The organism is Serratia sp. NPDC087055, assembly GCF_044900985.1.
In the GTDB taxonomy this organism is placed as follows: Bacteria; Pseudomonadota; Gammaproteobacteria; order Enterobacterales; family Enterobacteriaceae; genus Serratia.
In genome coordinates this window covers 2,480,252-2,506,358 of record NZ_JBJDOG010000001.1, presented here as the reverse complement: position 1 = coordinate 2,506,358, position 26,107 = coordinate 2,480,252, and the positions used below count along the sequence as shown (strand labels likewise).

At 55.4% G+C, this 26,107-nt stretch carries 25 protein-coding genes; 18 read left to right on the top strand and 7 right to left on the bottom strand.

Going from position 1 to position 26,107, the window contains the following annotated elements; all coding sequences use genetic code 11:
• The first annotated feature begins 30 nt into the window (after positions 1-30).
• The 3 genes from pgm (at position 31) to ACI2J2_RS11895 (ending at position 2,811) form a co-directional block, all read left to right on the top strand.
• The gene (gene pgm, locus ACI2J2_RS11905) at positions 31-1,674 is read left to right on the top strand and encodes a phosphoglucomutase (alpha-D-glucose-1,6-bisphosphate-dependent) (RefSeq protein WP_404760157.1); all 1,644 of its coding nucleotides are present in this window, start codon (positions 31-33) and stop codon (positions 1,672-1,674) included.
• 184 nt (positions 1,675-1,858) lie between these two features.
• A complete protein-coding gene (locus tag ACI2J2_RS11900; RefSeq protein WP_404760156.1) occupies positions 1,859-2,512 on the top strand; it encodes a PadR family transcriptional regulator in 654 nt (217 codons plus the stop codon).
• The gene (locus ACI2J2_RS11895) at positions 2,512-2,811 is read left to right on the top strand and encodes a DUF3861 domain-containing protein (RefSeq protein WP_209636306.1); all 300 of its coding nucleotides are present in this window, start codon (positions 2,512-2,514) and stop codon (positions 2,809-2,811) included. Before ACI2J2_RS11900 ends, ACI2J2_RS11895 begins: the two co-directional genes overlap by 1 nt.
• A 27-nt stretch (positions 2,812-2,838) precedes the next feature.
• On the opposite strand, the gene kdpE is transcribed toward ACI2J2_RS11895, so the two are convergent.
• From kdpE to ACI2J2_RS11865, 6 genes are all read right to left on the bottom strand, one after another.
• A complete protein-coding gene (gene kdpE, locus ACI2J2_RS11890) occupies positions 2,839-3,528 on the bottom strand; it encodes a two-component system response regulator KdpE (protein WP_209636304.1) in 690 nt (229 codons plus the stop codon).
• Positions 3,529-3,546: 18 nt separating this feature from the next.
• Positions 3,547-6,240, bottom strand: coding sequence for a two-component system sensor histidine kinase KdpD (kdpD, locus tag ACI2J2_RS11885; RefSeq protein WP_265554393.1), 2,694 nt, complete (start codon positions 6,238-6,240; stop codon positions 3,547-3,549).
• A 79-nt stretch (positions 6,241-6,319) separates the two neighbouring features.
• Positions 6,320-6,889 carry a potassium-transporting ATPase subunit KdpC gene (kdpC, locus tag ACI2J2_RS11880; protein ID WP_209636300.1) on the bottom strand — a complete coding sequence of 190 codons (570 nt, stop codon included), beginning with the start codon at positions 6,887-6,889 and terminating at the stop codon, positions 6,320-6,322.
• Between the two features lie 19 nt (positions 6,890-6,908).
• On the bottom strand, positions 6,909-8,978 hold the full coding sequence (gene kdpB / locus ACI2J2_RS11875) for a potassium-transporting ATPase subunit KdpB (RefSeq protein ID WP_209636298.1): 2,070 nt from the start codon (positions 8,976-8,978) through the stop codon (positions 6,909-6,911).
• A 26-nt stretch (positions 8,979-9,004) separates the two neighbouring features.
• Positions 9,005-10,693 carry a potassium-transporting ATPase subunit KdpA gene (kdpA, locus tag ACI2J2_RS11870; RefSeq protein WP_265554389.1) on the bottom strand — a complete coding sequence of 563 codons (1,689 nt, stop codon included), beginning with the start codon at positions 10,691-10,693 and terminating at the stop codon, positions 9,005-9,007.
• Positions 10,693-10,782, bottom strand: coding sequence for a K(+)-transporting ATPase subunit F (locus ACI2J2_RS11865; protein ID WP_004949718.1), 90 nt, complete (start codon positions 10,780-10,782; stop codon positions 10,693-10,695). The genes kdpA and ACI2J2_RS11865 overlap by 1 nt, the downstream gene beginning before the upstream one ends.
• Positions 10,783-11,227: 445 nt before the next feature.
• Between ACI2J2_RS11865 and ACI2J2_RS11860 the strand changes: the two genes are divergently transcribed.
• The 12 genes from ACI2J2_RS11860 to nei all read left to right on the top strand — a co-directional run bounded on the left by ACI2J2_RS11860 (position 11,228) and on the right by nei (position 21,514).
• On the top strand, positions 11,228-11,434 hold the full coding sequence (locus tag ACI2J2_RS11860; protein ID WP_209636294.1) for a YbfA family protein: 207 nt from the start codon (positions 11,228-11,230) through the stop codon (positions 11,432-11,434).
• A 144-nt stretch (positions 11,435-11,578) separates the two neighbouring features.
• Entirely contained in the window at positions 11,579-12,532 is a 954-nt protein-coding gene (locus ACI2J2_RS11855) for a 2-thiouracil desulfurase family protein (RefSeq protein WP_209636292.1), read from the top strand.
• A 15-nt stretch (positions 12,533-12,547) separates the two neighbouring features.
• Entirely contained in the window at positions 12,548-13,978 is a 1,431-nt protein-coding gene (gene phrB / locus ACI2J2_RS11850) for a deoxyribodipyrimidine photo-lyase (protein ID WP_265554385.1), read from the top strand.
• Between the two features lie 22 nt (positions 13,979-14,000).
• Positions 14,001-14,981, top strand: coding sequence for an MBL fold metallo-hydrolase (locus tag ACI2J2_RS11845; protein ID WP_265554383.1), 981 nt, complete (start codon positions 14,001-14,003; stop codon positions 14,979-14,981).
• 17 nt (positions 14,982-14,998) lie between these two features.
• Positions 14,999-15,742: a type 2 GTP cyclohydrolase I gene (locus tag ACI2J2_RS11840; RefSeq protein ID WP_265554381.1), complete on the top strand. Its 744-nt coding sequence runs from the start codon at positions 14,999-15,001 to the stop codon at positions 15,740-15,742.
• Between the two features lie 152 nt (positions 15,743-15,894).
• The gene (pxpB, locus tag ACI2J2_RS11835) at positions 15,895-16,551 is read left to right on the top strand and encodes a 5-oxoprolinase subunit PxpB (protein ID WP_265554379.1); all 657 of its coding nucleotides are present in this window, start codon (positions 15,895-15,897) and stop codon (positions 16,549-16,551) included.
• On the top strand, positions 16,545-17,477 hold the full coding sequence (pxpC, locus tag ACI2J2_RS11830) for a 5-oxoprolinase subunit PxpC (protein ID WP_265554377.1): 933 nt from the start codon (positions 16,545-16,547) through the stop codon (positions 17,475-17,477). The genes pxpB and pxpC overlap by 7 nt, the downstream gene beginning before the upstream one ends.
• Positions 17,467-18,204: a 5-oxoprolinase subunit PxpA gene (pxpA, locus tag ACI2J2_RS11825; protein WP_265554375.1), complete on the top strand. Its 738-nt coding sequence runs from the start codon at positions 17,467-17,469 to the stop codon at positions 18,202-18,204. Before pxpC ends, pxpA begins: the two co-directional genes overlap by 11 nt.
• Positions 18,205-18,264: 60 nt before the next feature.
• On the top strand, positions 18,265-18,996 hold the full coding sequence (locus ACI2J2_RS11820) for a DUF969 domain-containing protein (RefSeq protein ID WP_209636277.1): 732 nt from the start codon (positions 18,265-18,267) through the stop codon (positions 18,994-18,996).
• Positions 18,993-20,012: a DUF979 domain-containing protein gene (locus ACI2J2_RS11815; RefSeq protein WP_404760155.1), complete on the top strand. Its 1,020-nt coding sequence runs from the start codon at positions 18,993-18,995 to the stop codon at positions 20,010-20,012. The genes ACI2J2_RS11820 and ACI2J2_RS11815 overlap by 4 nt, the downstream gene beginning before the upstream one ends.
• A gap of 9 nt (positions 20,013-20,021) precedes the next feature.
• Complete coding sequence (pcp, locus tag ACI2J2_RS11810) at positions 20,022-20,666, top strand: pyroglutamyl-peptidase I (RefSeq protein WP_404760154.1); 645 nt, start codon at positions 20,022-20,024, stop codon at positions 20,664-20,666.
• A gap of 56 nt (positions 20,667-20,722) precedes the next feature.
• The gene (gene nei, locus ACI2J2_RS11805; protein WP_404760153.1) at positions 20,723-21,514 is read left to right on the top strand and encodes an endonuclease VIII; all 792 of its coding nucleotides are present in this window, start codon (positions 20,723-20,725) and stop codon (positions 21,512-21,514) included.
• 59 nt (positions 21,515-21,573) lie between these two features.
• Here the strand turns inward: nei and ACI2J2_RS11800 are convergent, their stop codons facing one another.
• Positions 21,574-22,866, bottom strand: coding sequence for a citrate synthase (locus ACI2J2_RS11800; RefSeq protein WP_209636268.1), 1,293 nt, complete (start codon positions 22,864-22,866; stop codon positions 21,574-21,576).
• Positions 22,867-23,599: 733 nt separating this feature from the next.
• On the opposite strand from ACI2J2_RS11800, the gene sdhC reads away from it, so the two are divergent.
• Genes sdhC through sdhA form a run of 3 tightly spaced genes read left to right on the top strand, consistent with a single transcriptional unit; the run spans position 23,600 to position 26,098 of the window.
• Entirely contained in the window at positions 23,600-23,989 is a 390-nt protein-coding gene (gene sdhC, locus ACI2J2_RS11795) for a succinate dehydrogenase cytochrome b556 subunit (protein WP_020825671.1), read from the top strand.
• Positions 23,983-24,330, top strand: coding sequence for a succinate dehydrogenase membrane anchor subunit (gene sdhD, locus ACI2J2_RS11790; protein ID WP_404760152.1), 348 nt, complete (start codon positions 23,983-23,985; stop codon positions 24,328-24,330). Before sdhC ends, sdhD begins: the two co-directional genes overlap by 7 nt.
• Before the next feature lies 1 nt (position 24,331).
• Positions 24,332-26,098, top strand: a complete 1,767-nt coding sequence (gene sdhA / locus ACI2J2_RS11785; RefSeq protein ID WP_209636264.1) for a succinate dehydrogenase flavoprotein subunit — start codon at positions 24,332-24,334, stop codon at positions 26,096-26,098.
• The last annotated feature ends 9 nt before the right edge of the window (positions 26,099-26,107 follow it).

Here is a 26,107-nt window from a genome sequence, read left to right as displayed (position 1 = left end):
CCGCTGGACAGGGATTAGGGAGATATGTCGATGGCGAATAACCCACGTGCCGGGCAGCCGGCTCAGCAAAGCGATTTGATCAACGTAGCCCAGCTGACGTCGCAGTACTATGTACTGCAACCGGAAGCGGGCAACGCCGCACATGCGGTGAAGTTCGGAACCTCAGGCCATCGTGGCAGCGCTCAGCGCCACAGCTTCAATGAAGCCCATATTCTCGCTATCGCGCAGGCGATTGCCGAAGTACGCCACCAGCAAGGGGTCACCGGCCCATGCTACGTGGGCAAAGACACCCATGCATTGTCAGAGCCAGCCTTCATTTCTGTGTTGGAAGTGCTGACAGCCAACGGCGTGGATGTGATCGTGCAGGAACATAACGGTTTCACACCGACGCCTGCGGTATCTCACGCCATCTTATGCCACAACCGCAACGGCGGAGCATTGGCTGACGGTATTGTGATTACCCCATCCCATAATCCACCTGAAGACGGCGGCATCAAGTATAACCCGACCAACGGTGGCCCGGCCGATACCAACCTGACTTCTGTGATTGAAAAACGTGCCAATGAACTGCTGTCTGTGCAGTTGAAAGGCGTACAGCGTCAGTCGCTGGATAAAGCCTGGAACAGCGGTCATGTACAGGCTCAGGATCTGGTGCAGCCCTATGTTGAAGGTTTGGTGGACGTGGTCGATATGCCCGCCATTCAGCGTGCCGGTCTGAAGCTGGGTGTTGATCCGCTCGGGGGTTCTGGCATTGCCTACTGGCAGCGCATTGCAGAGCACTACAAGCTGGATCTGACGCTGGTGAATGATTCTATCGATCAGACCTTCCGCTTTATGCACTTGGATCACGACGGCGTGATCCGCATGGACTGTTCGTCGGTTCCGGCGATGGGGGGCCTGCTGGCGCTGCGTGACAAGTTCGATCTGGCGTTTGCCAATGACCCGGACTATGACCGCCACGGCATTGTTACACCGGCGGGCCTGATGAACCCGAACCATTATCTGGCGGTGGCTATCAACTATCTGTTCCAGCATCGTCCACAGTGGGGCGCTGATGTGGCAGTGGGTAAGACGCTGGTTTCCAGCGCGATGATTGACCGCGTAGTGGCAGATTTGGGCCGTAAATTGGTCGAAGTGCCGGTGGGCTTCAAATGGTTTGTCGACGGTCTTTTCGACGGTAGCCTGGGCTTTGGTGGTGAAGAGAGCGCAGGGGCATCGTTCCTGCGTTTCAACGGCACACCTTGGTCGACCGACAAAGACGGCATCATCATGTGCCTGTTGGCCGCCGAAATCACTGCGGTGACTGGCGAAAACCCTCAGCATCATTACGATGATTTGGCCAAGCGCTTTGGTGCACCGAGCTACAACCGCATCCAGGCACCGGCAACCTCAGCGCAAAAAACCGCGTTGTCCAAGCTGTCGCCAGACATGGTCAAGGCCGATACTCTGGCGGGTGACCCTATCACTGCACGCCTGACGGCAGCGCCGGGTAATGGTGCACCGATTGGTGGTTTGAAAGTGATGACAGACAACGGCTGGTTCGCAGCACGTCCTTCTGGTACTGAAGATGCCTACAAGATTTACTGTGAGAGCTTCCTGGGTGCCGAACACCGCGAAAAGATCGAGCATGAAGCCGTCGATATCGTGAGTGCGGTACTGGCGTCCGCCAAGTAATCTTTCTTCGTCTGATAAAAAGCGCTGTTTTTACAGCGCTTTTTTTATGCCCGGAGTTTAGATATATCTTTTTCATGAACACCGCTTGCGCATTTCGATATATCGATCTAGATTAGATATATCGAAGTTATTTAGATATATCTAAATAACCTCGTCAACGTACTATTCATTGAGAGGTATACCTATGTTTCACCGTTTAGATTTACACCGTCGTCATGGTTGTCACCATGACAGCGAAGAAGGGCACGACCATCATCGCCGTCGCGGCGGACGTCATCACTTTGGTGGCGATCACGGCGAAGAACTTGGCCGTGGTGGGCGAGGTGGACGTGGCGGGCGTCACCGCATGTTTGAACATGGCGATCTACGATTGGTGCTGTTGGCGCTGGTGGCGCGTAAGCCAAGCCATGGTTACGAACTCATCAAGGCGATTGATGAGGCGTCCTCCGGCCTGTATGTGCCAAGCCCAGGTGTGATTTACCCCACGCTGACACTGCTGGAAGAGCAAGATTTTCTTGAGCCAATCACCAGCGGCAACGGCCGTAAAAGCTACCAGATTACCGCACTAGGCCAGAGTGAGCTGCAAAAGCACCAGGCCGCTGTCGACGTGATCCTGGCCCGCCTGGCAGGAGCCGATCGGGGTCATCATCATCACGGCAATCTTGCCGAAGGCATCTCTGACGCCATGAACCGTCTACGCAGTTTGCTACGCGGTAATGTGATGCGTGCCGATCTTTCACCGCAGCAAGTTGAACGCATTAATGCCGCATTGCTCACCGCAGTAGCGGCGATTGAAAGCGAAATGAACATTACCCCAACAGCGACGGAGAATGACTGATGCCAGGACACCGTTTCCGTATTACCGTCGAAGCGTTGAATGACCGTAAGGGGGAGCCCGTCGACAAAGCACCACTGAGCTTTGAGGTGGAGAACCACGATGACATTCTGGGCATCGTTGAGCGTATCAAAGCGCGTGAAGATCTGAATTTCGGTGACAATAACAGCGCGGCTTTTGCCGTTGGCCTCAAGTTGTTTTCTGAAGTGATGATCGAAAACCGCAAGCACCCGGTGTTTGCACCGTTACGTGAGGCGTTCAAAGAATTTATGATGGGGTTGAAGAAAGGGCCAAACGCGTAGGGGCGCGGTTTGTCGCGCCCCTGACTCTTAAGGCATAAAGCGGTAACCGACGCCGGTTTCGGTCAGTAAATGTTTTGGCCGGGCCGGATCGGCCTCCAGCTTTTGCCGTAGATGACCCATATAAATCCGCAGATAATGGCTATGCTCGACGTAATTCGGTCCCCAGACGTGGCTCAGTAGCTGACGCTGGGTGATGACTTTGCCGGAATTTGCCAGCAGTTCGGCCAGCAGACGAAACTCAATCGGCGTCAGATGCAGATCTTCACCCTTACGCAGCACCCGGCGATTAATCAGATCGACGGTAATTTCCGAGAAGTTAACCAATGGGCTTTCCTGCAGGCTGCCGGAATGACGCCGTAAAGCGACCCGCACCCGAGCAAGCAGTTCACCGATACCAAAAGGTTTGCTGAGATAGTCGTCCGCTCCAGCGTCCAGCGCGGCAATCTTGTCTTCTTCGGCGTTGCGCGCCGACAGCACAATCACCGGAATAGCGCTCCATTGCCGTAAATCACGGATATAGTTAAGCCCGTCGCCGTCTGGCAACCCTAAATCAAGAATAATCAGATCCGGTTTGCGCGTGCCGGCTTCTATTAACCCACGTTGCAACGTTTCGCTTTCAAACACCCGCAGACCTTCACTTTCGAGCGCGGTGCGGACGAAACGCCGGATCTCTTTCTCATCTTCGACAATCAGAATATTGGTTGGCGTGCTGCTCACAAGACTCCCGGGGCTTGATTAAAGATCAAAGGCTTCATTGTCTATTTCCGGTGGCTTTTCCAGCGGTAGCACAAAGCGGAAACTGGCCCCGCCGTTGGCCCCGTTTTCTGCCCAGATGCGGCCACCGTGTACTTCAATAATGGCACGGCAAATCGCTAACCCCAAACCCACACCGGGGATTGCAGACTCTTTATTGCCGCGGGAAAACTTATCGAAAATAAGCTGTTTTTTCCCTTCGGGAATTCCCGGGCCATTGTCCCAGACTTCGACTTCCAGCCATTCAGGCAGAGTATGGGCACGAATTCCGATAGTAGCATCGTAGCCGGCATATTTATTGGCATTTTCCAACAGGTTAGTGAACACCCGTTCCAACAGGCTGCCATCGCAGTTGACCAATATCTGCTCTGGCGGCAGCTCAACCTTGATTTGATGCTGGGTCATCAAGGGTTCCAGCATATGCAGCGATGCGCCGACGATCTCTTCCAGTGACTGCCACTCTTTACGCAGGTTGAAGCCACCCGATTGAATGCGAGCCATGTCCAATAGGTTGTTCACCAGCCGTGTCGTGCTCAGCACCTGTTGGCGGATTTGACTGGCCTGGGGGGCATGATTGGAACCTTCTGCCGCTAAATCGAGCGTCAGAATTTCCGCCTGGCCAAACAGTACCGTCAGCGGGGTGCGTAAATCATGGGACAGGGCCGCCAAGAGCGAGTTACGCAGTTGCTCGCGCTCGGCATCCAGTTTGGCTTCCTCGGCACTGCGTGCCAAATGCAAACGTTCCAGCGCACTGGCGATTAGTACGGCAAAGGTCTGCAGCAGCCGCTGTTGTTCCGGCACCATCAGTTGGCGCAGGTTGCTGGGTTCGATGGCCAATAAGCCAAAGGTTTGTTTCGACGTGGCTAACGGCAGCAGCTGATAGGGGACGCCGGGCAGAGTGTCGGTACCGGCGCCGGCAGGCATGCCCTTATCAAAACTCCAGCGTGCGATAGCTTCATCCACTGATAATAATCCGCCGGTTTCCCCGACCATTTGCTGTAACTTGCCGTCCTCCTGCGGGAGCAACAACACGGTTTTGGCCTGGAAGCTACTGGAGAGGAAATGGCGACTGGTTTTGGCGATGTCTTCGGCGGTCAGCGCCTGGCTCAGCCCTCGAGAAATCTCATACAGGTGTCGAGCACGCTGTTCGCGATAACGCGCGACACGCGCCTGATAGCGCACGCCCGCGGTCAGGTTACCGATGGTGATGCCAACGATCAGCATCACGCCGAAGGTCAGCAGATACTGCATGTCACTGACGGCAAACGACCATTCCGGCTGGACGAAGAACAGATCGAAGCTGGCGACGTTAATCACAGCGGCCAGAACCGAGGGCCAGCGGCCGAAGAACAACGCGACGATTGCGACCCCGAGCAGATACACCATCACCAGGTTGGCTTGGTCAAAGCCAGGCAGCAACCATTGAGAGAGCAGGGTAATCAGGGCACAGAGTGCGACCGCCACGGCGCAGCCGCGCAATTGCATGCGCCACTTTTCGGTAAAGTTACGGTTATCATGCTCTTTCCCCGGCGCTACGGGGGGATCGTTTTCCAACGCGACGATCACCAGATCCAGATCCGGCCCCAGCCGGCCGAGACGGTCGGCAAAGCTGCCGCGCAGTTTCCAGCGTTGCTCGCTGCGACGGCCAATAATGATTTTGCCCAGATTGTGCTCACGGGCATAGCGCAGCACCGCACGTTCTTCATAGGGTTCGGACAGCGTGGCGGTCTCGGCACCCAGTTCCTGTGCCAGCCGCAGCGCCCGCAGTATTGCCCGGCGTTGATTCTCCGGCAGACGGTGCAACTTTGGCGTTTCCACGTAAACTGCGTGCCAGTGACAACCCAGTCTGGCTGCCAGGCGAGCGGCGATGCGCACCAGTTTTTCGTTACCGCTGTTATGACCGACGCACAGCAATATGCTGTCACGGGTATGCCACACACGTTCACGGCCTTGAGTATCGCGGAAGGCGCGCATTTGGTCATCGACCCGATCGGCAGTGCGGCGCAGCGCCAGTTCACGCAGGGCAATCAAATTGCCCTTACGGAAAAAGTGCTCGATGGCACGTTCGGCCTGACCGGGGATATACACTTTGCCTTCGTTCAGGCGCTGGCGCAGATCGTCGGGGGGCAAGTCAACCAATACCACTTCGGTGGCTTCGTCGAAGACATGATCGGGCACCGTTTCGCGTACTCGCACCCCGGTCACGCCGCCAACCACGTCGTTTAGGCTTTCCAGGTGTTGTACGTTGACGGTGGTGAGCACGTCGATGCCCGCGTCCAGCAGCTCTTCCACGTCCTGCCAGCGTTTCGGGTGGCGTGACCCCTGGGCGTTGCTGTGCGCCAGTTCATCCATCAGGATCAGAGCAGGGTGACGTGCGAGCGCGGCGTCGAGATCAAACTCCTGCACTAACCTGCCGCGATATTGGATGCGCTTTTGCGCTAACACATCTAACCCATTCAGTAGCGCAGCGGTTTCGCTGCGACCGTGAGTTTCGACCACGCCCACCAGCACGTTTAACCCTTGGCCACGCAGCCGCTGCGCCTCTTGCAGCATGGCGTAAGTTTTGCCTACGCCGGCACAGGCACCGAAAAATACCTTCAGCCGACCGCGTGGTTTTTCATTGGCCAGTGCCAGCAGGCTGTCTGGGTCTGGACGCTGTTGTTCCTCATCCACCATCGGAGTTCCTTTTGCAGCAACGTAAAGCGGGTTCGGCACGCCGAACCCGATACTTATCCTGTCACTCGCACGTGAAGCATTATTTCAATGCGTCGAGTGCCAGGTTCAATTTCAGCACGTTTACCACCGACTCGCCCATAAAATTGGGGGTCGCCTGATCGGTGCTTTCATCAATCAGTTTCGCGATTTGCTCCGGTGCCAATTGGCGTGCCGCAGCAACACGGGCCAGTTGGTATTGTGCCGCCGCAAGTGAAATCTGCGGATCCAACCCGCTGCCCGACGCGGTCAGCAGGTCGACAGGGATCGGGCCTTTCATCGCTGGGTTGGCCTGGCGCAATTGGGCCGCGCGTTCGGCGATGGCTTTATCCAGTGCCGGGTTGGTGGCAGCCAGGTTGCTGCCGGCAGACGCCATGGCATTATAGGCCGAATCACCGGTAGCAGAAGGGCGCCCCCAGAAATACGCCGGTTTAGTGAAGTTTTGGCCGATCAGCGCCGAACCTATCACTTTATCGCCCTGATGCAGCAAAGAGCCGTTGGCTGCATGAGAAAACAGTAACTGTGACAGCCCGGTCGTCAACAGCGGATAAGCGATACCGGTAATCAACGTCAGCAGGACTAACATCACCAGCGATGGACGTAAGTAAGACATGGTTATTTCCTCTCAATGATTAACCGGCAATGTGCAAAGCAACCAGGATCAGGTCTATCAACTTGATGCCGACAAAGGGCACTAACAGACCACCGACACCGTAGATCCACAAGTTGCGACGCAGCAGTGCGGCTGCACTCATCGGCTTGTAGCTCACCCCTTTCAACGCCAGTGGGATCAGGAACACAATCACCAAGGCGTTGAAAATAACCGCCGACATAATGGCGGAGGCAGGGGAGTGCAGGTGCATCACGTTTAGCGCGTTCAACTGCGGATAGGTTGCCGCGAACGCCGCCGGAATAATGGCAAAATACTTCGCTACGTCGTTGGCGATGCTGAACGTCGTCAGTGAGCCACGCGTCATCAGCATTTGTTTACCGATGTGCACGACTTCAATCAGCTTGGTCGGATTGGAGTCCAGATCCACCATGTTGCCCGCTTCCTTGGCGGCTTGGGTACCGGAGTTCATCGCCACCGCGACATCGGCCTGTGCCAGCGCAGGAGCGTCGTTGGTACCGTCGCCGGTCATCGCGACCAGGCGTCCTTCTGCCTGATATTGGCGAATCAACGCCAGCTTGGCTTCCGGTGTTGCTTCTGACAGAAAGTCATCCACCCCGGCCTCGGCGGCGATGGCTGCTGCGGTGAGCGGGTTATCACCGGTGATCATTACCGTTTTGATGCCCATTTTGCGCAGTTCGGCGAAGCGTTCTTTGATACCGCCCTTGACGATATCTTTCAGTGCGACCACCCCCAGCACGCGTGGGCCTTCGGCTACGACCAGCGGTGTACCGCCGGTACGTGCCACGCTGGCGACCAAATCGTCCACCGCCTGTGGGAAGTGGCCCTGATTGGATTCCACGTGGCGACGGATGGCATCCACAGCCCCTTTACGGATCATGCGGTCCTGCACGTTCACGCCGCTCATACGCGTCTGGGCGGAGAAAGGCACAAAGGAAGCATTCAGCGCCTGCAGGTCGCGTTCACGCAGGTTAAAGCGCTGTTTGGCCAGCACTACAATGCTGCGGCCTTCCGGCGTTTCATCGGCCAGTGAAGACAGCTGTGCGGCATCGGCCAGTTCCTGTTCTTTAACCCCGGGAGCCGGCAGGAACTCGGAAGCCTGGCGGTTACCCAACGTAATGGTGCCGGTTTTATCCAGCAGCAACACGTCCACGTCACCGGCGGCTTCTACCGCACGGCCGCTGGTAGCGATGACGTTAGCACCCAGCATCCGACTCATCCCCGCCACGCCGATGGCAGACAGCAGGCCGCCAATGGTTGTAGGGATCAGACAGACCAGCAGTGCCACCAGTACGGTGATGGTGACGACAGATCCTCCGTTGGCGGCTTCCACGCTGTATTGCGAAAACGGGAACAGCGTGGCCGTCGCCAGTACGAACACAATGGTCAGCGCGACCAACAAAATAGTCAGTGCCACTTCGTTCGGGGTTTTGCGGCGTTTGGCGCCCTCCACCATGGCGATCATCCTGTCGAGGAAGGTTTCGCCTGGGTTGACGCTGCACTGTATCACCAGCCAGTCGGACAGCACGCGGGTACCGCCGGTCACCGAGGAGAAGTCACCGCCGGATTCACGGATCACCGGGGCAGACTCACCGGTAATGGCGCTTTCATCGACCGAGGCACCGCCTTCCAGCACTTCACCGTCACACGGAATGGTGTCACCGGCCTCAACCAGGACGATGTCGCCTTTTCGCAGACTCTCGGCGGAAACTTTCTCGGTCACGCCATCACGGCGCGGCGCGGCCAGTTTCTTCGCCCAGCTGGTTTTCTTGGTGCCTCTCAGGCTCTCTGCCTGGGCCTTGCTGCGCCCTTCGGCCAGCGCTTCGGCAAAGTTGGCGAACAGCACGGTGAACCACAGCCACAGGGCAATGCTGCCGGTAAAGGCCGCGCTACCCTCGGTCTGTTTGGTGAGGATCGCTAACCAGATAACCGTGGTCAGGATGCTGCCTATATACACCACGAACATCACCGGATTACGCCATTGAGTGCGCGGATCCAGTTTTTTCAGCGCATCGATCAGCGCGGTACGGACCAATGCCGGTTCAAACAGCGCGCGTTGTTTGCGAGTCATCTCTTCTTCTCTCTCTATGAGCTCTGTTATTTAGCCAGCCAAAGCTGCAAATGCTCTGCCACCGGTCCCAGCGCCAACGCCGGTACGAAGGTTAAAGCGCCCACCAGCAATACGGTGCCGATCAGCAGGCCAATAAACAGTGGCCCGTAGGTTGGCAGAGTACCGTTACCCGCCGGCTGACGTTTCTTCGCGCACAGCGAACCGGCAATCGCCAGGACAGGGAGGATCACCCCAAAACGGCCGACGAACATGGCAAAGGCCAGCAGCAGGTTGTAGAACGGGGTGTTGACGCTCAGCCCGGCAAAGGCGCTGCCGTTGTTGTTGGCTGCGGACGACACGGCGTACAGCACTTCGCTAAAACCGTGTGCACCTGGATTCAGGATACCGGCGCGTCCTGCGTCGGTGGCGATAGCCAACGCCGTGCCCAACAGCACCAGCGTCGGTGTCACCAAAATCGCCAGCGCGGTCATTTTCATGTCATAGACATCAATCTTTTTGCCCAGGTATTCGGGGGTACGGCCAATCATCAAGCCGGCAATAAAGACGGTCAGCAGGACGAACAGCAGCATGCCGTACAGGCCAGAGCCGACGCCGCCAAACACCACTTCACCAATTTGCATCAGCCACATGGGCACCATGCCACCCAGCGCAGTGAAGGAGTCATGCATGGCGTTGACTGCACCGCAGGAGGCCGCAGTCGTCACCACCGAGAACAGGCTGGTGGCGAGAATGCCAAAGCGTGATTCTTTGCCTTCCATGTTGATGTTGCTATCGCTGCCCAATGCGCTCAAATGCGGGTTACCCGCCAATTCGGCAAACATCACCACGACCACAGCGACGACAAAGATCAGCGCCATAGCCCAGATCAACGCGTGGCCCTGGCGGTTCTCTCCGGCCACGCGGCCGAAAGCGAAACACAACGCGCAGGGGATCAAGAAGATCGCCAGCATCTGCACAAAGTTGGTCAGAACCGTTGGGTTCTCAAACGGGTGCGCGGAGTTAACGCCAAAGAAGCCGCCGCCGTTAGTACCGAGCATCTTGATCGCTTCCTGTGAGGCTACCGGCCCCATAGGCAGCGTTTGCTGCGCGCCTTCCAGCGTGCTGATATGCACGTAAGGCAGGAAGTTTTGCAGCGTGCCCTGGCTGACGAAAAACAGCGCAATCAGCAGTGAAATTGGCAGCAAGACATAGAGTGTCACGCGGAATATGTCGATCCAGGCGTTACCGATGGTGGCACTGGAACGGCGGGTGAAGGCACGGATCAAGGCGAACGCCACCGCGATACCGGTCGCCGCTGACAGGAAGTTCTGCACTGCCAATCCCGCCATCTGGCTGAAATAGCTGAGTGTGCTTTCACCACTGTAGGCCTGCCAGTTGGTGTTGGTGACAAAGCTAACGGCGGTATTGAACGCCAGATCCCAAGACAGGCCGGGGAAGCCCTGTGGGTTGAGTGGCAGCGAACCTTGTGTCATCAGCAGCACGAACAGTAAAGCCAGACCGAGCAGGTTAAACCACATGATTGCCAGCGCGTACTGCCACCATTTCATCTCAGCGGTAGTATTGCCACAGCAGCGCCAAACGGCCGTTTCCAACTGACGCAGTGCCGGCAGTGGCTCACCTTCGATCAACCGCGCCAGAAAGCCGCCCAATGGACGGGCTAGCAGCAGAAGCACCAGCAGGAAGCTGGCAATCAATAAAAAGGCTGAAGCCGCCATCAGAAATCCTCCGCATTAAACAGGGCATAGACCAGATAGCCCAACAGCAGCAGAACCAACAGCGCACCACCAATAACGCTGATACTCACGGGACACCTCCAGAGGTGTAGTTTTTGATACAGCGAGTGTAGGGAGGGCGGTAGAAAGAAGATGAAAAAATAGCGTTGGCCGGTGTAAAAAAAGTATAAAAATGGCTGAAATTACAGCAGAAAATGGCTTTTTAGCCTCGATTTTTGGGGGCGTAGTGCGATTGGACTCCTGTTTGGGGGCGTGAAGATGAAGGTTTGTGTAAACAGGCTGTAAATAACCACAATGTAACCAATGGTTAGTTAATTATTAACCTTGGTGTAACAAAATTACGGATTGTACGAATTATTTGCGATTTTTTGTGCGATAAGGTGGTCGGATGAGTAGTAAACTTTCATCAATTGCGCTAAAATTTTGTCCAGTTACCAAATGGTCCTGTTTTAATTGTTTACGCCAGTGCTGTTTCCAAGACAGATCAACGGCCAGGCGTTTTTTGAGGAGGTTCGCATGTCTATCTATCACGCTTATTCATTGCATCGGATTCTCCTGCGCCGCAGCGCAGTGATCCTGGCAGGTTTATTGGCTTTACCGGTAATGCTGTTCCGCAGCGACCGTGCACGTTTTTACAGCTATTTGCACCGCGTTTGGTCAAAAACCAGCGATAAACCGGTCTGGCTGCAACAGGCGGAACTGGCGTCCTGCGATTTTTACTGATCGTTGCCGTCGTCCCCTAAAACCCTCGCTTCACAGCGGGGGTTTTTTTATGGGCGCCGTTCAGTCATTGTGTCGGTAAGGTTCGTCCCCTGAGGGAAATTCCTCTACACTTTTAACATCATCCAACGCTGGGAGAGCCTATTGATGAGTGACAAAATTCCTATTGGGATCAGCGCCTGCCTGCTGGGTGAGAAGGTGCGCTTTGACGGTGGCCATAAACGGCTGGCCTTTGCGGTGGAACAACTGGCCCCCTTCGTGCGTTTTGAGGCGATTTGCCCGGAAATGGCGATCGGTTTGTCGACCCCGCGCCCGGCACTGCGGTTGATCAAAAAACAACATCATGTGGCATTACGCTACAGCAATGACGACAGCATCGACGTGACCGACCAGATGCAGCAATTTTCCTCACAGCGCATTGCCGCTTTGCAGCACCTGTGCGGATACATTGTTTGCGCCAACTCGCCAAGCTGTGGGATGGAGCGGGTTCGACTGTATGACGATAGCGGCGAAGGCGCGCGTAAAAGCGGTGTCGGGTTGTACACTGCCGAACTGCTGCGGCAAATGCCCTGGTTACCGGTGGAAGAAGACGGGCGGTTGAACGATGCAACGCTGCGGGAAAATTTTGTAGAACGCGTTTATGCGCTGTATGAATTGAACATGCTGTGGCGCAAAGGGCTAACCCGTGGCGGGTTGATTGCCTTTCATAGCCGTTACAAGCTGTCGTTGTTGGCGCACTCGCAGCCAGAATACCGTGAGTTGGGCCGTTTTGTGGCAGGCGTGGACAAATGGGAATCGCTGGAGGCGTTTGCCATTGAATACCGTAGTCGCTTGATGAAACTGCTGGCGCACAAGGCGACGCGCCGTAACCACACCAACGTGCTGATGCATGTGCAGGGTTATTTCCGCAGCCATCTGAGTTCTGCGCAGCGCCAGGAGTTGGCACAGCTGATTGATCGTTATCGACAGGGTGTACAACCGCTGCTGGCACCGATCACCTTGCTCAAGCATTACATGGCTGAGTACCCCGATCGCTATCTGGCGGATCAACGTTATTTCGAACCCTATCCCGAAGCGCTGCGCCTGCGTTATGGCCACTAACCGACAAGGAGTTTTATGACCACGCATCTGGTCTGGTTGCGTAACGATCTGCGTATTACCGACAACAAAGCGCTGCACGCCGCCTGTAGCGATCCTGACGCCCGCGTGTTGGCCGTGTTTATCGCCACCCCGCAACAATGGTTACAGCACGAAATGGCACCGCGCCAGGCGGCATTTATCCATGCCAATTTGCTGCTGGTGCAGCAGGCGCTTGCCGAACGTGGTATTCCGCTCGGCTACCATCAATGTGATGATTTCGCCACCTCGGTTGATTGGTTGGTTGCTTACTGCGAGCAGGAACAGGTGGATAGACTGTTTTACAATCGCCAGTACGAAATCAACGAACGCGTCCGTGACCAAGGGTTAGAGCAGTGTTTATCCGGGAAGGTGATTTGCCAGAGTTTTGATGACAGCCTGTTATTGCCGCCAGGTAGCATAAAAACCGGTGGCGGTGAAATGTACAAAATCTATACGCCATTTCGTAAAGCCTTTATTCAACGCCTGACAGAATCGGACGTTCGTTCCCTGCCTGCCCCCAAAACACGGTGTGGTGGCGCGCTGCCAATAACCGCCGTACCTGAAGCATTCAATTATCCGCCGGCAGAGGCAATGGGGGATTTCCCTGCAGGGGAAGAGGCGGCGCTGCAGCGGTTACGAACCTTTTGCCGTGAACAGGTGCAAGATTACCTTGAACAGCGAGATCTGCCCGCCATTGCCGGCACTAGCAGTTTGTCGCCTTATCTGGCCATCGGCGCCTTATCACCGCGCCAGTGCTTTAATCGTCTGCGTGCTGAATGCCCGCAGGTATTGGAAAACAGCGATAGCGGCGCCTTTGGTTGGCTAAATGAGCTGATCTGGCGCGAGTTTTATCGGCATCTGATGGTGGCCTATCCTGCGTTATGCAGGCACCGTCCCTTTATCGATTGGACGGATAAGGTACGCTGGCAGAATAATCCTGAGTTTTTGCAGGCGTGGCAGCAGGGGGCAACGGGCTATCCGATTGTCGATGCCGCCATGCGCCAGTTGAATGAAACCGGTTGGATGCACAATCGCTTACGTATGATCAGCGCCAGCTTTCTGGTGAAAGACTTGTTGGTTGATTGGCGCGCTGGCGAACGTTACTTCATGTCAAAACTGGTGGACGGCGACCTGGCGGCCAATAACGGTGGTTGGCAGTGGGCGGCGTCAACCGGTACCGATGCTGCGCCCTATTTCCGCATTTTTAACCCGACCACTCAGGGCGAACGTTTTGATCCGCAAGGCACTTTTATCCGTAAATGGTTGCCCGAGCTGGCGGATGTACCGGACAATGCTATCCATCAACCCCATCGCTGGGCGGAACAGCAGCAGCGTGTGCTGGATTACCCGCTGCCGATTGTCGACCACAAGCAGGCGCGGTTGGATACGCTGGCAGCCTTTGAAGCGGCGAAGCGCGGGGAATATTAAGGCAACAGCAAGGAGCGACATAATGATGAAAAAGGTGCTGGCCCTGTGCCTGAGCGGTTATTCAGCCCTGGCGATGGCGGGCTTTGATGTAGTGGCATTAGGCGTGGACGGGGGGGTTAGCGACGGCAATCTGACCTCCTACCTGATCCGCAGCGACAATCAGTCGCAGTATCTGGCGCTGGATGCCGGCTCGCTGCTGCCAGGCATTGCCAAAGGGCTGGAAAAGGGCAGTTTCCCTCAAGTCACCCCTGAATTGGCTGCGCCCTATACCCCGCAAGGCTATGTATTCCGCCAGCTGATTGGCGCTTATTTTATCAGTCACGGCCATTTGGACCATGTGGCGGGGCTGATTATCGGCTCGCCGGAAGACAGCAAGAAAAATATCTATGCCCAGGCAGATACCATTCTGACCCTGCGCAACCATTACTTTAACTGGAAGGCCTGGCCCAACTTTACCGACTCCGGCAATGGATCGCGGTTGGGTACCTACCGCTTGCAAACGGTAAGGCCGCAGCAGCGCGTGACGCTGGGGGTCACCGGATTGACGGGCGTGATGTATCCGCTCAGCCATGATCGTTACCCTTCATCGATGTTGCTGGTGTCCGACCGTAGCGGATCCTTTGCCTTTTTCGGCGATACCGGGCCGGATGCACTTGAGCAATCCCGCAATCTGGATAGCGCCTGGCGCGTGCTGGGGCCGCTCATCGAACAGAAAAAACTGAAAGGGATGATCATCGAAGCGTCCTACCCCAATGAGGTGGAGGATAAAAATCTGTATGGGCATTTGACGCCTGCGTGGTTGCTTAAAGAGCTGAAAAATCTGGCGCAGTACAGCGGCGGCGAAGGTTCACTGAAAGATTTACCGGTGGTGATCAGCCATATCAAACCCAGTCTGAAGCAAGGTGAAAACGTGCGCGCGACCATTAAGCAACAGTTGGATCAGGGCAACGCTCTGGGCGTAAAATTTATCCTGATGGAACAGGGCGACCGGCAGACATTTTGAATTGAAGAGAGAACTTTATGCGTAACCTCGATCTGGAACAGTTGATCAATAGCGAACTGAACACCGCCGCGTTTCAGGATTACGGGCCAAATGGCCTGCAGGTGGAAGGGCGGCCGCATGTGCAGCGCATTGTCACTGGCGTTACGGCGTGCCAGGCCTTGCTGGATGCCGCGGTGGTACACCAGGCGGACGCTATTGTGGTGCATCATGGCTATTTCTGGAAAAACGAAGCGCCATCAATACGCGGCATGAAGCGCAACCGGCTGAAAACGCTGCTGAGCAATGATATCAACCTGTATGGCTATCACCTGCCGCTGGACGCACACCCGGTATTGGGCAATAACGCGCAGTTGGCACATTTGCTGGGTATTCGCGTGATTGGTGAAGTGGAACCCCTGGTACCACACGGCGAATTCGAACAACCGCTGACCGGGGCTGAACTGCAAGCACGTATCGAGAGCCGTCTGGGCCGTTCCGTGCTGCACTGTGGCGATAACGCGCCAGCACATATCCGCCGCGTTGCCTGGTGTACCGGCGGCGGTCAGGGCTTTATCGACAGCGCGGCACGATTTGGCGTGGATGCCTTCATTACCGGCGAAGTTTCTGAGCAAACTATTCACAGCGCGCGGGAAATGGGCATTCATTTCTTTGCGGCTGGTCACCATGCCACTGAGCGCGGTGGTATCAAGGCGCTGGGGGAATGGCTGGCTCAACAACATGGTTTTGATGTGACCTTTATTGATATCCCGAATCCTGCCTGATTTTTCTCTTCAGGATTCAGCCGGTTTATACACTGGCTGAATCCTTTTAATAGCCTAATCCCTTATTTTCGCAAAGGTTGTTCTATTGACAGCCGGGGCGCTGTCACGCATAACTGATGGGTTTTCATCGCGATAATAATAAGGAGAAAAGGGTGCAACGAGCACGATGTTACCTGTTAGGTGAAAGAGCGGTAGTGCTTGAACTGTCGCCGCCGGTGACGCTGTCGAGCCAGCAGCGGATCTGGGCGTTGGCCGAAAAACTGAATCATCATCCCGATGTACGTGAAGTGGTGCCGGGCATGAATAATCTTACGCTGTTGCTGAATACGCCCAAGGCTGACGCCGAAGCGATGCTGGGGTTGTTGCAAGAGGGCTGGGACAGCAAGGAAAGCCTGGTTCCTGAATCGCGTCAGGTGGATATTCCGGTCATTTATGGTGGCCAGGATGGGCCCGATCTGGATGACGTCGCGCGCCATACCGGTATGACGGCACAGCAGGTGGTGGAATGTCATTCATCAGCGGCCTACGTGGTCTATTTCCTCGGTTTCCAACCCGGTTTTTCCTACATGGGCGGTATGCCTGAAAAATTGGCGACGCCGCGACGTGCTGAACCACGGCTGTCAGTGGCGGCCGGTTCCGTAGGCATTGGCGGTAGCCAGACCGGGATTTATCCGTTGGTGACTCCGGGCGGATGGCAGTTGATTGGGCGAACCCCCCTGGCGTTGTTTAATCCGTATGAAATGCCACCAACCCTACTGCGTCCTGGCGATAGCGTAAGGTTTGTGCCACAGAAGGAGGGCGTATGCTGAAGATTCTGCGTGCGGGTATTTACACCACGGTGCAGGATCTGGGCCGTAACGGTTTCCGCCGTCTGGGGATCAGCCAGGGCGGTGCACTCGATGAACCCGCGTTGAGGATCGCTAACTTGCTGGTGGGCAATGACATCAAGGCCGCCGGACTGGAAATCACCCTTGGGCAATTTAGCGCCGAATTTACCCAGCCAGGTTGGATCGCTCTGACCGGTGCTGGTTGCGATGCGCAATTGGATGGAAAGCCTTTATGGACCGGCTGGCGCTATGCGGTCAGTGCGGGTCAGCAGCTTGTTCTGAAAATGCCGAAACGCGGAATGCGCACTTATCTGGCGATAGCCGGGGGTATCGCGGTTCCTGAAATGCTCGGCTCCCATAGTACAGATAGCAAAGCGGCTTTCGGCGGGCTGGAAGGGCGCAACCTGCGGGATGGTGACAGCCTGCCATTGGGGCAAGGGCGTTCGTTGCCGCCGCAGAGCACTGGCGTAAAGCAATTGCTGTTTAACAACCGCGTCCGTGCGTTGCCGGGGCCGGAATATGACGAATTCAGTGAAGAGGCGCGGGAAGCATTTTGGCGTACGGCCTGGCAGCTGAGCCCGCAGAGTAATCGTATGGGCTATCGCCTGCATGGTAGCAGTGTGCTGAGCCGCACCACCGATCGCGAAATGTTGTCGCATGGCCTGTTACCGGGTGTTGTACAGGTACCGCATAACGGCCAGCCAATCGTACTGATGGCCGATGCGCAGACTACCGGGGGATATCCGCGTATTGCCTGCGTGATCGAAGCCGATCTTTACCATTTGGCGCAAATTCGCCTGGGCGAAGCCATCCACTTTGTACCCTGTACTCTAGCAGAGGCGCAACGCGCCAAGGCGGAACAGGAACACTTCATCCAACAGATTGCCTGGGGGTTAAATGATCGTTGATTTGAATGCCGATCTTGGAGAAGGCTGCGCCAACGATGAGGCGCTGTTGCAACGGGTGAGCTCGGCCAATATCGCCTGCGGTTTTCATGCTGGGGATGCACAGACCATGCGGCAGTCGGTGCGTTGGGCACTGCAATACGGCGTTGCCATTGGCGCGCATCCAAGCTTCCCCGATCGTGAGAATTTTGGCCGTACTCGCATGCAATTGCCGCCAGAAACGGTGTATGCGCAAGTGGTGTATCAGCTTGGTGCGCTTGCCGCAATTGCCCGTGCTGAAGGCGGAGTGATGGTGCATGTGAAACCCCATGGCATGTTGTACAACCAGGCCGCGGTAGAACCGGAGCTGGCAGAGGCTATCGCCCGGGCGGTTAAAGCGGTAGATCCGACGCTGCGGTTAGTGGGATTGGCGGGCAGTGAGCTTATCCGCGCCGGTCAAAAACAGGGGCTGAAGACACGGCAGGAAGTTTTTGCGGATCGTGGTTATCAGGCCGATGGCACGCTGGTGCCGCGTGGCCAGGCTGGGGCGCTGATTACCAGCGACGAACTGGCGTTGGCACAAACGCTGGAAATGGTTCGTCATCATCGGGTTCGTACGCTGGACGGCACCTGGGCCGCCGTTCAGGCCGAAACTGTCTGCCTGCATGGCGACGGTGAACATGCGCTGGAATACGCGCGCACGCTGCGCGAGCGTTTTGCCGTTGAAGGTATCAACGTTAGCGCCGAGTAGTTAAGCAGTACACACAACATCACAAACAAAAAAACTATTAGAAATTATCGAGGGAATACTATGGAACAGGCCGTTAACCTCTGGCCATTGATTGGCATTGCCGCCATCGTGGTTGGATTTGTTTTACGCTTTAACCCCGTGCTGGTGGTGATTGTCGCCGGCATCATCACCGGGCTGGCGGCACTGATGCCGCTAGACGTGATCCTGGAAAAACTGGGTGAAGGCTTCCTCAATACCCGTAACCTGCCGCTGATCTTGTTACTGCCATTGGCGGTAATTGGTTTGCTGGAGCGCCACGGGTTGAAAGAACGCGCGCAGGCGTGGATCGCCAAGATCAAGAGTGCCACCGCAGGACGGTTGTTGATCGTCTATCTGTTTGTCCGTGAAATCACCGCAGCCATGGGGCTGACCAGCCTGGGCGGGCATCCGCAAATGGTGCGTCCATTGTTGGCGCCGATGGCTGAAGGGGCAGCAGAAAACCGCTACGGCGAATTGCCGGAACGTACGCGCCACCGTCTGCGTGCCATGTCTGCTGCTACGGATAACGTCGGGTTGTTCTTTGGTGAGGATATTTTTGTGGCTTTCGGTGCCATTATCTTCATGCACAACTTTATGCTGGAGTCCGGTGGTATTCAGACCGAGCCATTGCATATCGCACTTTGGGGTATCCCGACGGCCATCTTTGCTTTCCTGATCCATTCATTCCGGCTTTATCGGATGGATAAACAGCTCAGCGCCGAATTGGCGCAACTCAATCAGGCGGCGCTGCAGGCTAAAGGGGATGCTCAATGACTTTCCAACAACAATATCTCTATTGGCTGGCCGGTGTCGTGCTGTTGATCGTGGCGGTGATGTCTTTCCGCGATCGTGCCAATCCACGCCGCATTACCACAGGTTTGTTCTGGGCGCTGTATGGCCTGGTGTTCCTGGTTGGCGACTGGACTTATCGTCTGTTAGGTGACGTGCTGGGTGAAGGCAGCAACGAGAAACGCATGCTGCACATCATTGTCGGTGTGGTGGTCATGATCATGGCGTTGATCGCCGGTTTTGGCGGTGTACGCCTGGGTAGCTATCATCAGCGTACGCCACAACAGCGCGAAGAAAGTGCCAAGCGCCTGGGGAACCGGCTGTTTATTCCCGCATTGGCCATCCCGGTAGTGACGGTCGTGGGTGTGCTGCTGTTTAACAATATTCCTGCGCTGCAAACCGCGGTATTCGGCAGCGGCAATCACGCAACCTTGATTACGCTGTTCTCGATGACCGCCGGTTGTTTGCTTGGCCTGGTTATCGCCGTGAAAATGACGCATGAAAAAGTGCTGCAACCGATCCAGGAAGCGCGTCGCCTGTTGGACTCCATCGGTTGGGCGTTTATTTTGCCGCAAATCCTCGCCACGCTGGGCCTGTTGTTTACCGCAGCCGGTGTCGGCACGGCCATTTCTCATCTGACCCAGGAGTATCTGGCGGTCGACAATCGCTTTATTGCCGTTGCGGTTTACGCTATCGGTATGGCGTTGCTGACGATGGTGATGGGCAATGCCTTTGCGGCTTTCCCCATTGTTACCGCAGGTATCGGTATTCCGATTCTGGTGTTACAGCATGGGGGTAACCCGGCAGTCATGGCGGCTATCGGTATGTTTTCCGGCTATTGCGGCACGCTGATGACGCCAATGGCTGCTAACTTTAATATTGTACCGGCGGCGTTATTGGAATTGCCGGACAAGAATGCGGTGATCAAAGCGCAGGTACCGACTGGGGTGCTGCTGCTGCTGGTTAACGTATTCCTGCTTTATTTCCTGATGTTCCTGTAAGGAGAACGCATGCAAAAGGTATTGATCACGGGTTTTGAACCCTTTGGCGGCGAACGCGTTAATCCTTCGTGGGAAGTGGTCAAACAACTCAATGATATGGAGTTGGCTGGTGCGCGCATTATTGCGCGCCAACTGCCCTGCGTGTTCGGCGCGGCGTTGGACACGCTGAATGCCGCGATTGATGAGGTACAACCCGTGATGGTGCTGGCCATCGGGCAGGCGGGTGGGCGCACCGATATAACCCTCGAACGGGTGGCGATCAACATCGATGATGCGCGTATCCCCGATAATCAGGGGCAACAGCCAATAGACGAAGCGATCGTTGCAAGTGGGCCGGCAGCCTATTTCAGCACGTTGCCGATCAAGGCAATGGTGAACTCGATGCGTGAAGCCGGTATTCCGGCCTCAGTGTCACAAACGGCCGGGACCTATGTCTGCAACCACGTGATGTACGGCTTGTTGCACCGCTTGAGTGACCAACAGGCAATCAAGGGTGGGTTTATTCATATCCCTTATCTGCCGGAACAGGCGGCGGCGCACCCTGGTGCGCCGAGCATGGCCGCGAACACGGTGTTGTTTGCCCTCGAGCTGGCGATTTCCATTGCATTGCAGGTGGAACATGATTTGAAAGTGGTTGGCGGTGCGACACACTAACACCCGTCATTCCCCGGTGCGGCTTGCTGCGCCGGGGCTTATTCAGGAGTTTTCATATGCCGGAAGGACCGGAAATTCGCCGGGCGGCAGATGCGCTGGCGGCGGCGGTACTAGACCAACCGCTGACCGAGGTCGGTTTTGCTTTCCCTCAACTTAAACATTATCGCAACCAGCTAATTGGCGAACGCATTGTCGCTATTGAACCGCGTGGCAAGGCGCTGTTAACCCATTTTTCAAACGGATTGACGCTGTATAGCCATAACCAATTGTATGGCGTATGGAAGGTGGTAAACGCGGGGGAGATGCCTGAAACCAAGCGGGATCTGCGTGTAAGGCTTGAAACGGCGGAGCGGGCGATTCTGTTGTACAGCGCTTCGGATATTACCGTCAGACCGCGTGAAGAGATAGAACAGCACCCGTTTTTAAAGCGCATTGGCCCTGACGTGTTGGACATGACGCTGACAGTGGCGGCAGTGGCGCTGCGACTCTTGTCGTCTGAATTTCGCCGCAGACAACTGGGCGGCATGTTGCTCGATCAAGCTTTTCTCGCGGGGTTGGGCAACTATCTGCGCGCTGAAATTCTTTGGCAGGCAGAATTGGCACCTCACCATAAGCCGCAAGATCTGCCGCCTGACGTTTTACAGCGGCTGGCGGAAGCTTTACTGGCGGTGCCGCGATTGTCTTACCAAACGCGCGGGCAGGTGGATGAAAACCGCCACCATGGTGCGCTGTTCAGTTTTAAAGTATTTCACCGCAGTGGCGAACCTTGTGAGCGTTGCGGTGCGATGATCGTGCGTACTTCATTGTCGTCCCGACCTTTCTATTGGTGTCCGGGATGTCAGAAATAGCAAAAAAATGCCGCCCATTGGGGCGGCATTTTAGCGGCAATACGTAGGGTAAAGCGGCGTTACTTGTTTTTCAGCTGGGACGTGAAGTCGCGTTCGGCATAACCGGTGTACAACTGACGTGGACGGGCAATCTTGATGCCTTCGTCGTGCATTTCGTTCCAGTGTGCGATCCAGCCGATAGTACGTGCGATAGCGAAGATAACGGTAAACATGGAAGAAGGAATACCCATCGCCTTCAGGATGATACCTGAATAGAAGTCGACGTTCGGGTACAGTTTCTTCTCGATGAAGTACGGGTCGTTCAGCGCGATGTGTTCCAGCTCCATCGCCACTTCCAACAGGTTATCGTCCTTCTTGTTCAGCTCTTTCAGCACTTCGTGACAGGTTTCACGCATCACGGTGGCACGTGGGTCGTAGTTCTTGTACACGCGGTGGCCAAAGCCCATCAGACGGAATGAGTCGTTTTTGTCTTTGGCACGCTTGATGAACTCAGGGATGTGCTCAACGGTTTTGATCTCTTCCAGCATTTTCAGTGCGGCTTCGTTGGCACCGCCATGTGCTGGTCCCCACAGTGAAGCAATACCGGCAGCAATACAGGCAAACGGGTTAGCGCCTGAAGAGCCTGCGGTACGTACGGTTGAGGTGGACGCATTTTGCTCGTGGTCTGCGTGCAGGATCAGGATGCGATCCATAGCGCGTTCCAGCACCGGATTCACCACGTATTCTTCACACGGAGTCGCGAACATCATATGCAGGAAGTTGCCGGCGTAGGACAGATCGTTGCGAGGGTAAACGAACGGCTGGCCCAGAGAATATTTGTAACACATGGCTGCCACGGTAGGCATTTTGGACAGCAGGCGGAACGCGGTGATTTCGCGGTGGCGCTCGTTGTTAACGTCCAGTGCATCGTGGTAGAACGCCGCCAGGGCACCTGTTACACCGCACAGCACGGCCATTGGGTGTGAGTCACGACGGAAACCACGGAACAGATGGGTGATCTGGTCGTGGATCATGGTGTGGCGGGTGACGGTCGTTTTGAAGGTCTCAAACTCTTCGGCAGTCGGGGTCTCGCCGTACAGCAGGATGTAGCATACTTCCAGATAGGAAGATTCTTTCGCCAACTGTTCGATTGGGAAGCCACGATGCAGCAGTATGCCTTTGTCACCGTCGATAAAGGTGATTTTGGATTCGCAGGAAGCGGTAGAGGTAAAGCCGGGATCAAACGTGAAATAACCTTTGGAGCCCAGGGCGCGGACATCAAGGACATCGGGGCCCAGTGTCGGGGATAATACGCCCAGTTCGATTGGAGCTTCACCATCGTTAATGGTTAGCGTCGCTTTCTTATCAGTCATTTACAGTCTCCTTTGCGCCTTATTTTAAAAACCTCTAACAACTGAAATACCTTAATTCTCCTCAGGTTGCCCGCAAAAAATGGTGCGGACGCTAACTCTGTGAGCGACTGCGCAATTGCGCGGGTAGGGTACAGAGTGCTAACCAGGCGAACGAGGCGGGTGACCAGTTGTTAACGATTCATCGGAATTCGTTATGTTCTGTTAATCTTACCTACGACGTGTTCGGGGGTTGTTGAACCTATCCCAATAAACTGTTTTCTACGCCTTATTTAATTATGTCTGCGGCAATGTGCTGCAAATATGAACGGCAAAAACCGCCATTGGGATAGGTTCCGCCAAATACACTGTTGCATATCTTGAACACTGGGGGAAGTGTATCTGCTGACCTATAGCGCGTCATAGGGCCGTTTGTGCCCCTATATGTAATGGAATTGTTGATCTCTTGTCAAATCAGATAATTAATTTTGTGCCAATTGTGAAATCCGTGATCTAAATCACTGTTCGGGGGAAATGTTACCAAAGGGATTGTATGGGAATTGTAATCAGAATGTGATCCTCCTATACTGCCGCCAGGTCTCCGGGATACCCTGAAGTAGGAGCACCCAGCGTTATAACTACGCGCCGTTTAAGCACACAGGATGTTGTTGTTTGAGCGCGTGACGTGTGAGGGTTTTGGCTCTTAACGCTGTCTGATCCCCGCCCAGGCCGGAGGAAGGAAAATAATAAGAGCTGTGTGGGCAAAAACGTGAAAAAACAAAGACCTGTCAACCTGGATCTGCAAACGATCCGGTTTCCCGTAACTGCGATAGCGTCCATCTTACATCGAGTCTCTGGCGTAATTACCTTCGTTGCCGTGGGTATCCTCCTCTGGCTGCTGGGCCTGTCTCTCTCTTCCCAAGAGGGTTTCATGCAGGCTGCTGCCATCATGAATAGCTTCGTTGTCAAATTCATATTCTGGGGCATCCTCACTGCACTGGCCTATCACATTTGCGGTGGCATTCGCCATTTGTTAATGGATTTTGGCTATATCGAAGAGAGTTTAGCCGCCGGTACCCGTTCTGCCCAGGTGGCGATCGGTCTGACCGTCGTGCTGTCAGTTCTGGCTGGAGTCCTCGTATGGTAAACAATGTTTCTGCATTAGGACGCAACGGCGTACACGACTGGTTGTTACTGCGTGCTTCCGCTATCGTCATCATCCTGTATGTACTGTATATCCTGGGCTTCTTCGTCACGGCTCCGGATCTCACCTACGAAATCTGGCGCGGTTTCTTCGCCACCTCTATTACGAAAGTGTTCACTGTACTGACGCTGCTGTCGATTCTGGTTCACGCCTGGGTCGGTTTGTGGCAGGTACTGACAGACTATGTCAAACCCGTCGCGGTGCGTCTGGTGTTGCAACTGGCGGTTATTGTCGTGTTGCTGGTCTATTTACTGTACGGAACAATCGTAGTGTGGGGTGCGTAAAATGAAACTGCCGGTCAGAGAGTTTGATGCTGTCGTTATCGGTGCAGGCGGTGCAGGTATGCGCGCGGCACTGCAAATTTCTCAAGCGGGCTCTACTTGCGCCTTGCTGTCAAAAGTCTTCCCGACCCGTTCCCATACCGTGTCTGCACAGGGGGGGATTACCGTAGCCCTGGGTAACAACCACGAAGATAACTGGGAATGGCATATGTATGACACGGTGAAAGGCTCCGATTATATCGGTGACCAAGACGCCATTGAATATATGTGTAAAACCGGCCCTGAAGCCGTTCTGGAACTGGAACATATGGGGCTGCCGTTTTCTCGTACGGATGATGGCCGCATCTATCAGCGTCCATTCGGCGGCCAGTCACTGAACTTCGGTGGCGAGCAGGCGGCCCGCACTGCGGCGGCAGCTGACCGTACCGGTCACGCGTTGTTGCATACCCTGTATCAACAGAACCTGAAAAACCACACCACTATCTTCTCCGAGTGGTACGCGCTGGATCTGGTGAAAAACCAGGATGGTGCGGTCGTCGGTACCACGGCTATCTGCATTGAAACCGGTGAAGTGGTGTACTTCAAAGCCAAAGCTACCGTGTTGGCAACCGGCGGCGCAGGCCGTATTTACCAGTCCACCACTAACGCACATATCAATACCGGTGACGGTGTTGGCATGGCAATTCGTGCCGGCGTGCCCGTGCAGGACATGGAAATGTGGCAGTTCCACCCGACCGGCATCGCTGGCGCGGGTGTCTTGGTGACCGAAGGTTGCCGTGGCGAAGGCGGTTATCTGCTGAATAAACACGGCGAGCGTTTCATGGAGCGCTATGCGCCGAACGCTAAAGACCTGGCTGGTCGCGACGTGGTTGCTCGTTCAATCATGATTGAAATCCGCGAAGGCCGTGGTTGTGACGGTCCGTGGGGCCCGCACGTCAAACTGAAGTTGGATCACCTGGGCAAAGAAGTCCTGGAATCCCGCCTGCCGGGTATTCTGGAACTGTCGCGTACTTTCGCTCACGTCGATCCAGTGAAAGAACCTATTCCCGTTATTCCAACCTGTCACTACATGATGGGCGGTATTCCGACCAAAGTGACTGGCCAGGCACTGACTGTGAACGAAAAAGGCGAAGATGTTGTGATCCCGGGCCTGTTCGCCGTTGGCGAAATTGCCTGCGTATCCGTGCATGGCGCTAACCGTCTGGGTGGCAACTCGTTGCTGGACCTGGTGGTGTTCGGTCGTGCTGCCGGTATGCATCTGCAGGAGTCAATGGCAGAGCAGGGCGCAAGCCGTGATGCCAGTGAATCTGATGTGGAAGCGTCACTCGATCGTCTGAACCGCTGGAACAATACCCGTTCAGGTGAAGATCCGGTTGAAATCCGTAAGGCACTGCAAGCCTGTATGCAGCATAACTTCTCGGTATTCCGTGAAGGTGATGCGATGGCGAAAGGCCTGGAAGAGCTGAAAGAGATCCGTGAACGTCTGAAGAATGCACGTCTGGATGATACCTCCAGCGAGTTCAACACCCAACGCATTGAATGCCTGGAGTTGGATAACCTGATGGAGACCGCGTATTCCACCGCCGTGTCGGCCAACTTCCGTACTGAGAGCCGTGGTGCACATAGCCGCTTCGACTTCCCAGAACGTGACGATGCCAACTGGCTGTGTCATTCGCTGTATCAGCCGCAATCGGAAAGCATGACGCGTCGTGAAGTGAACATGCAACCGAAGCTGCGCCCGGCATTCCCGCCGAAAGTGCGTTCTTACTAATTGCGGAGA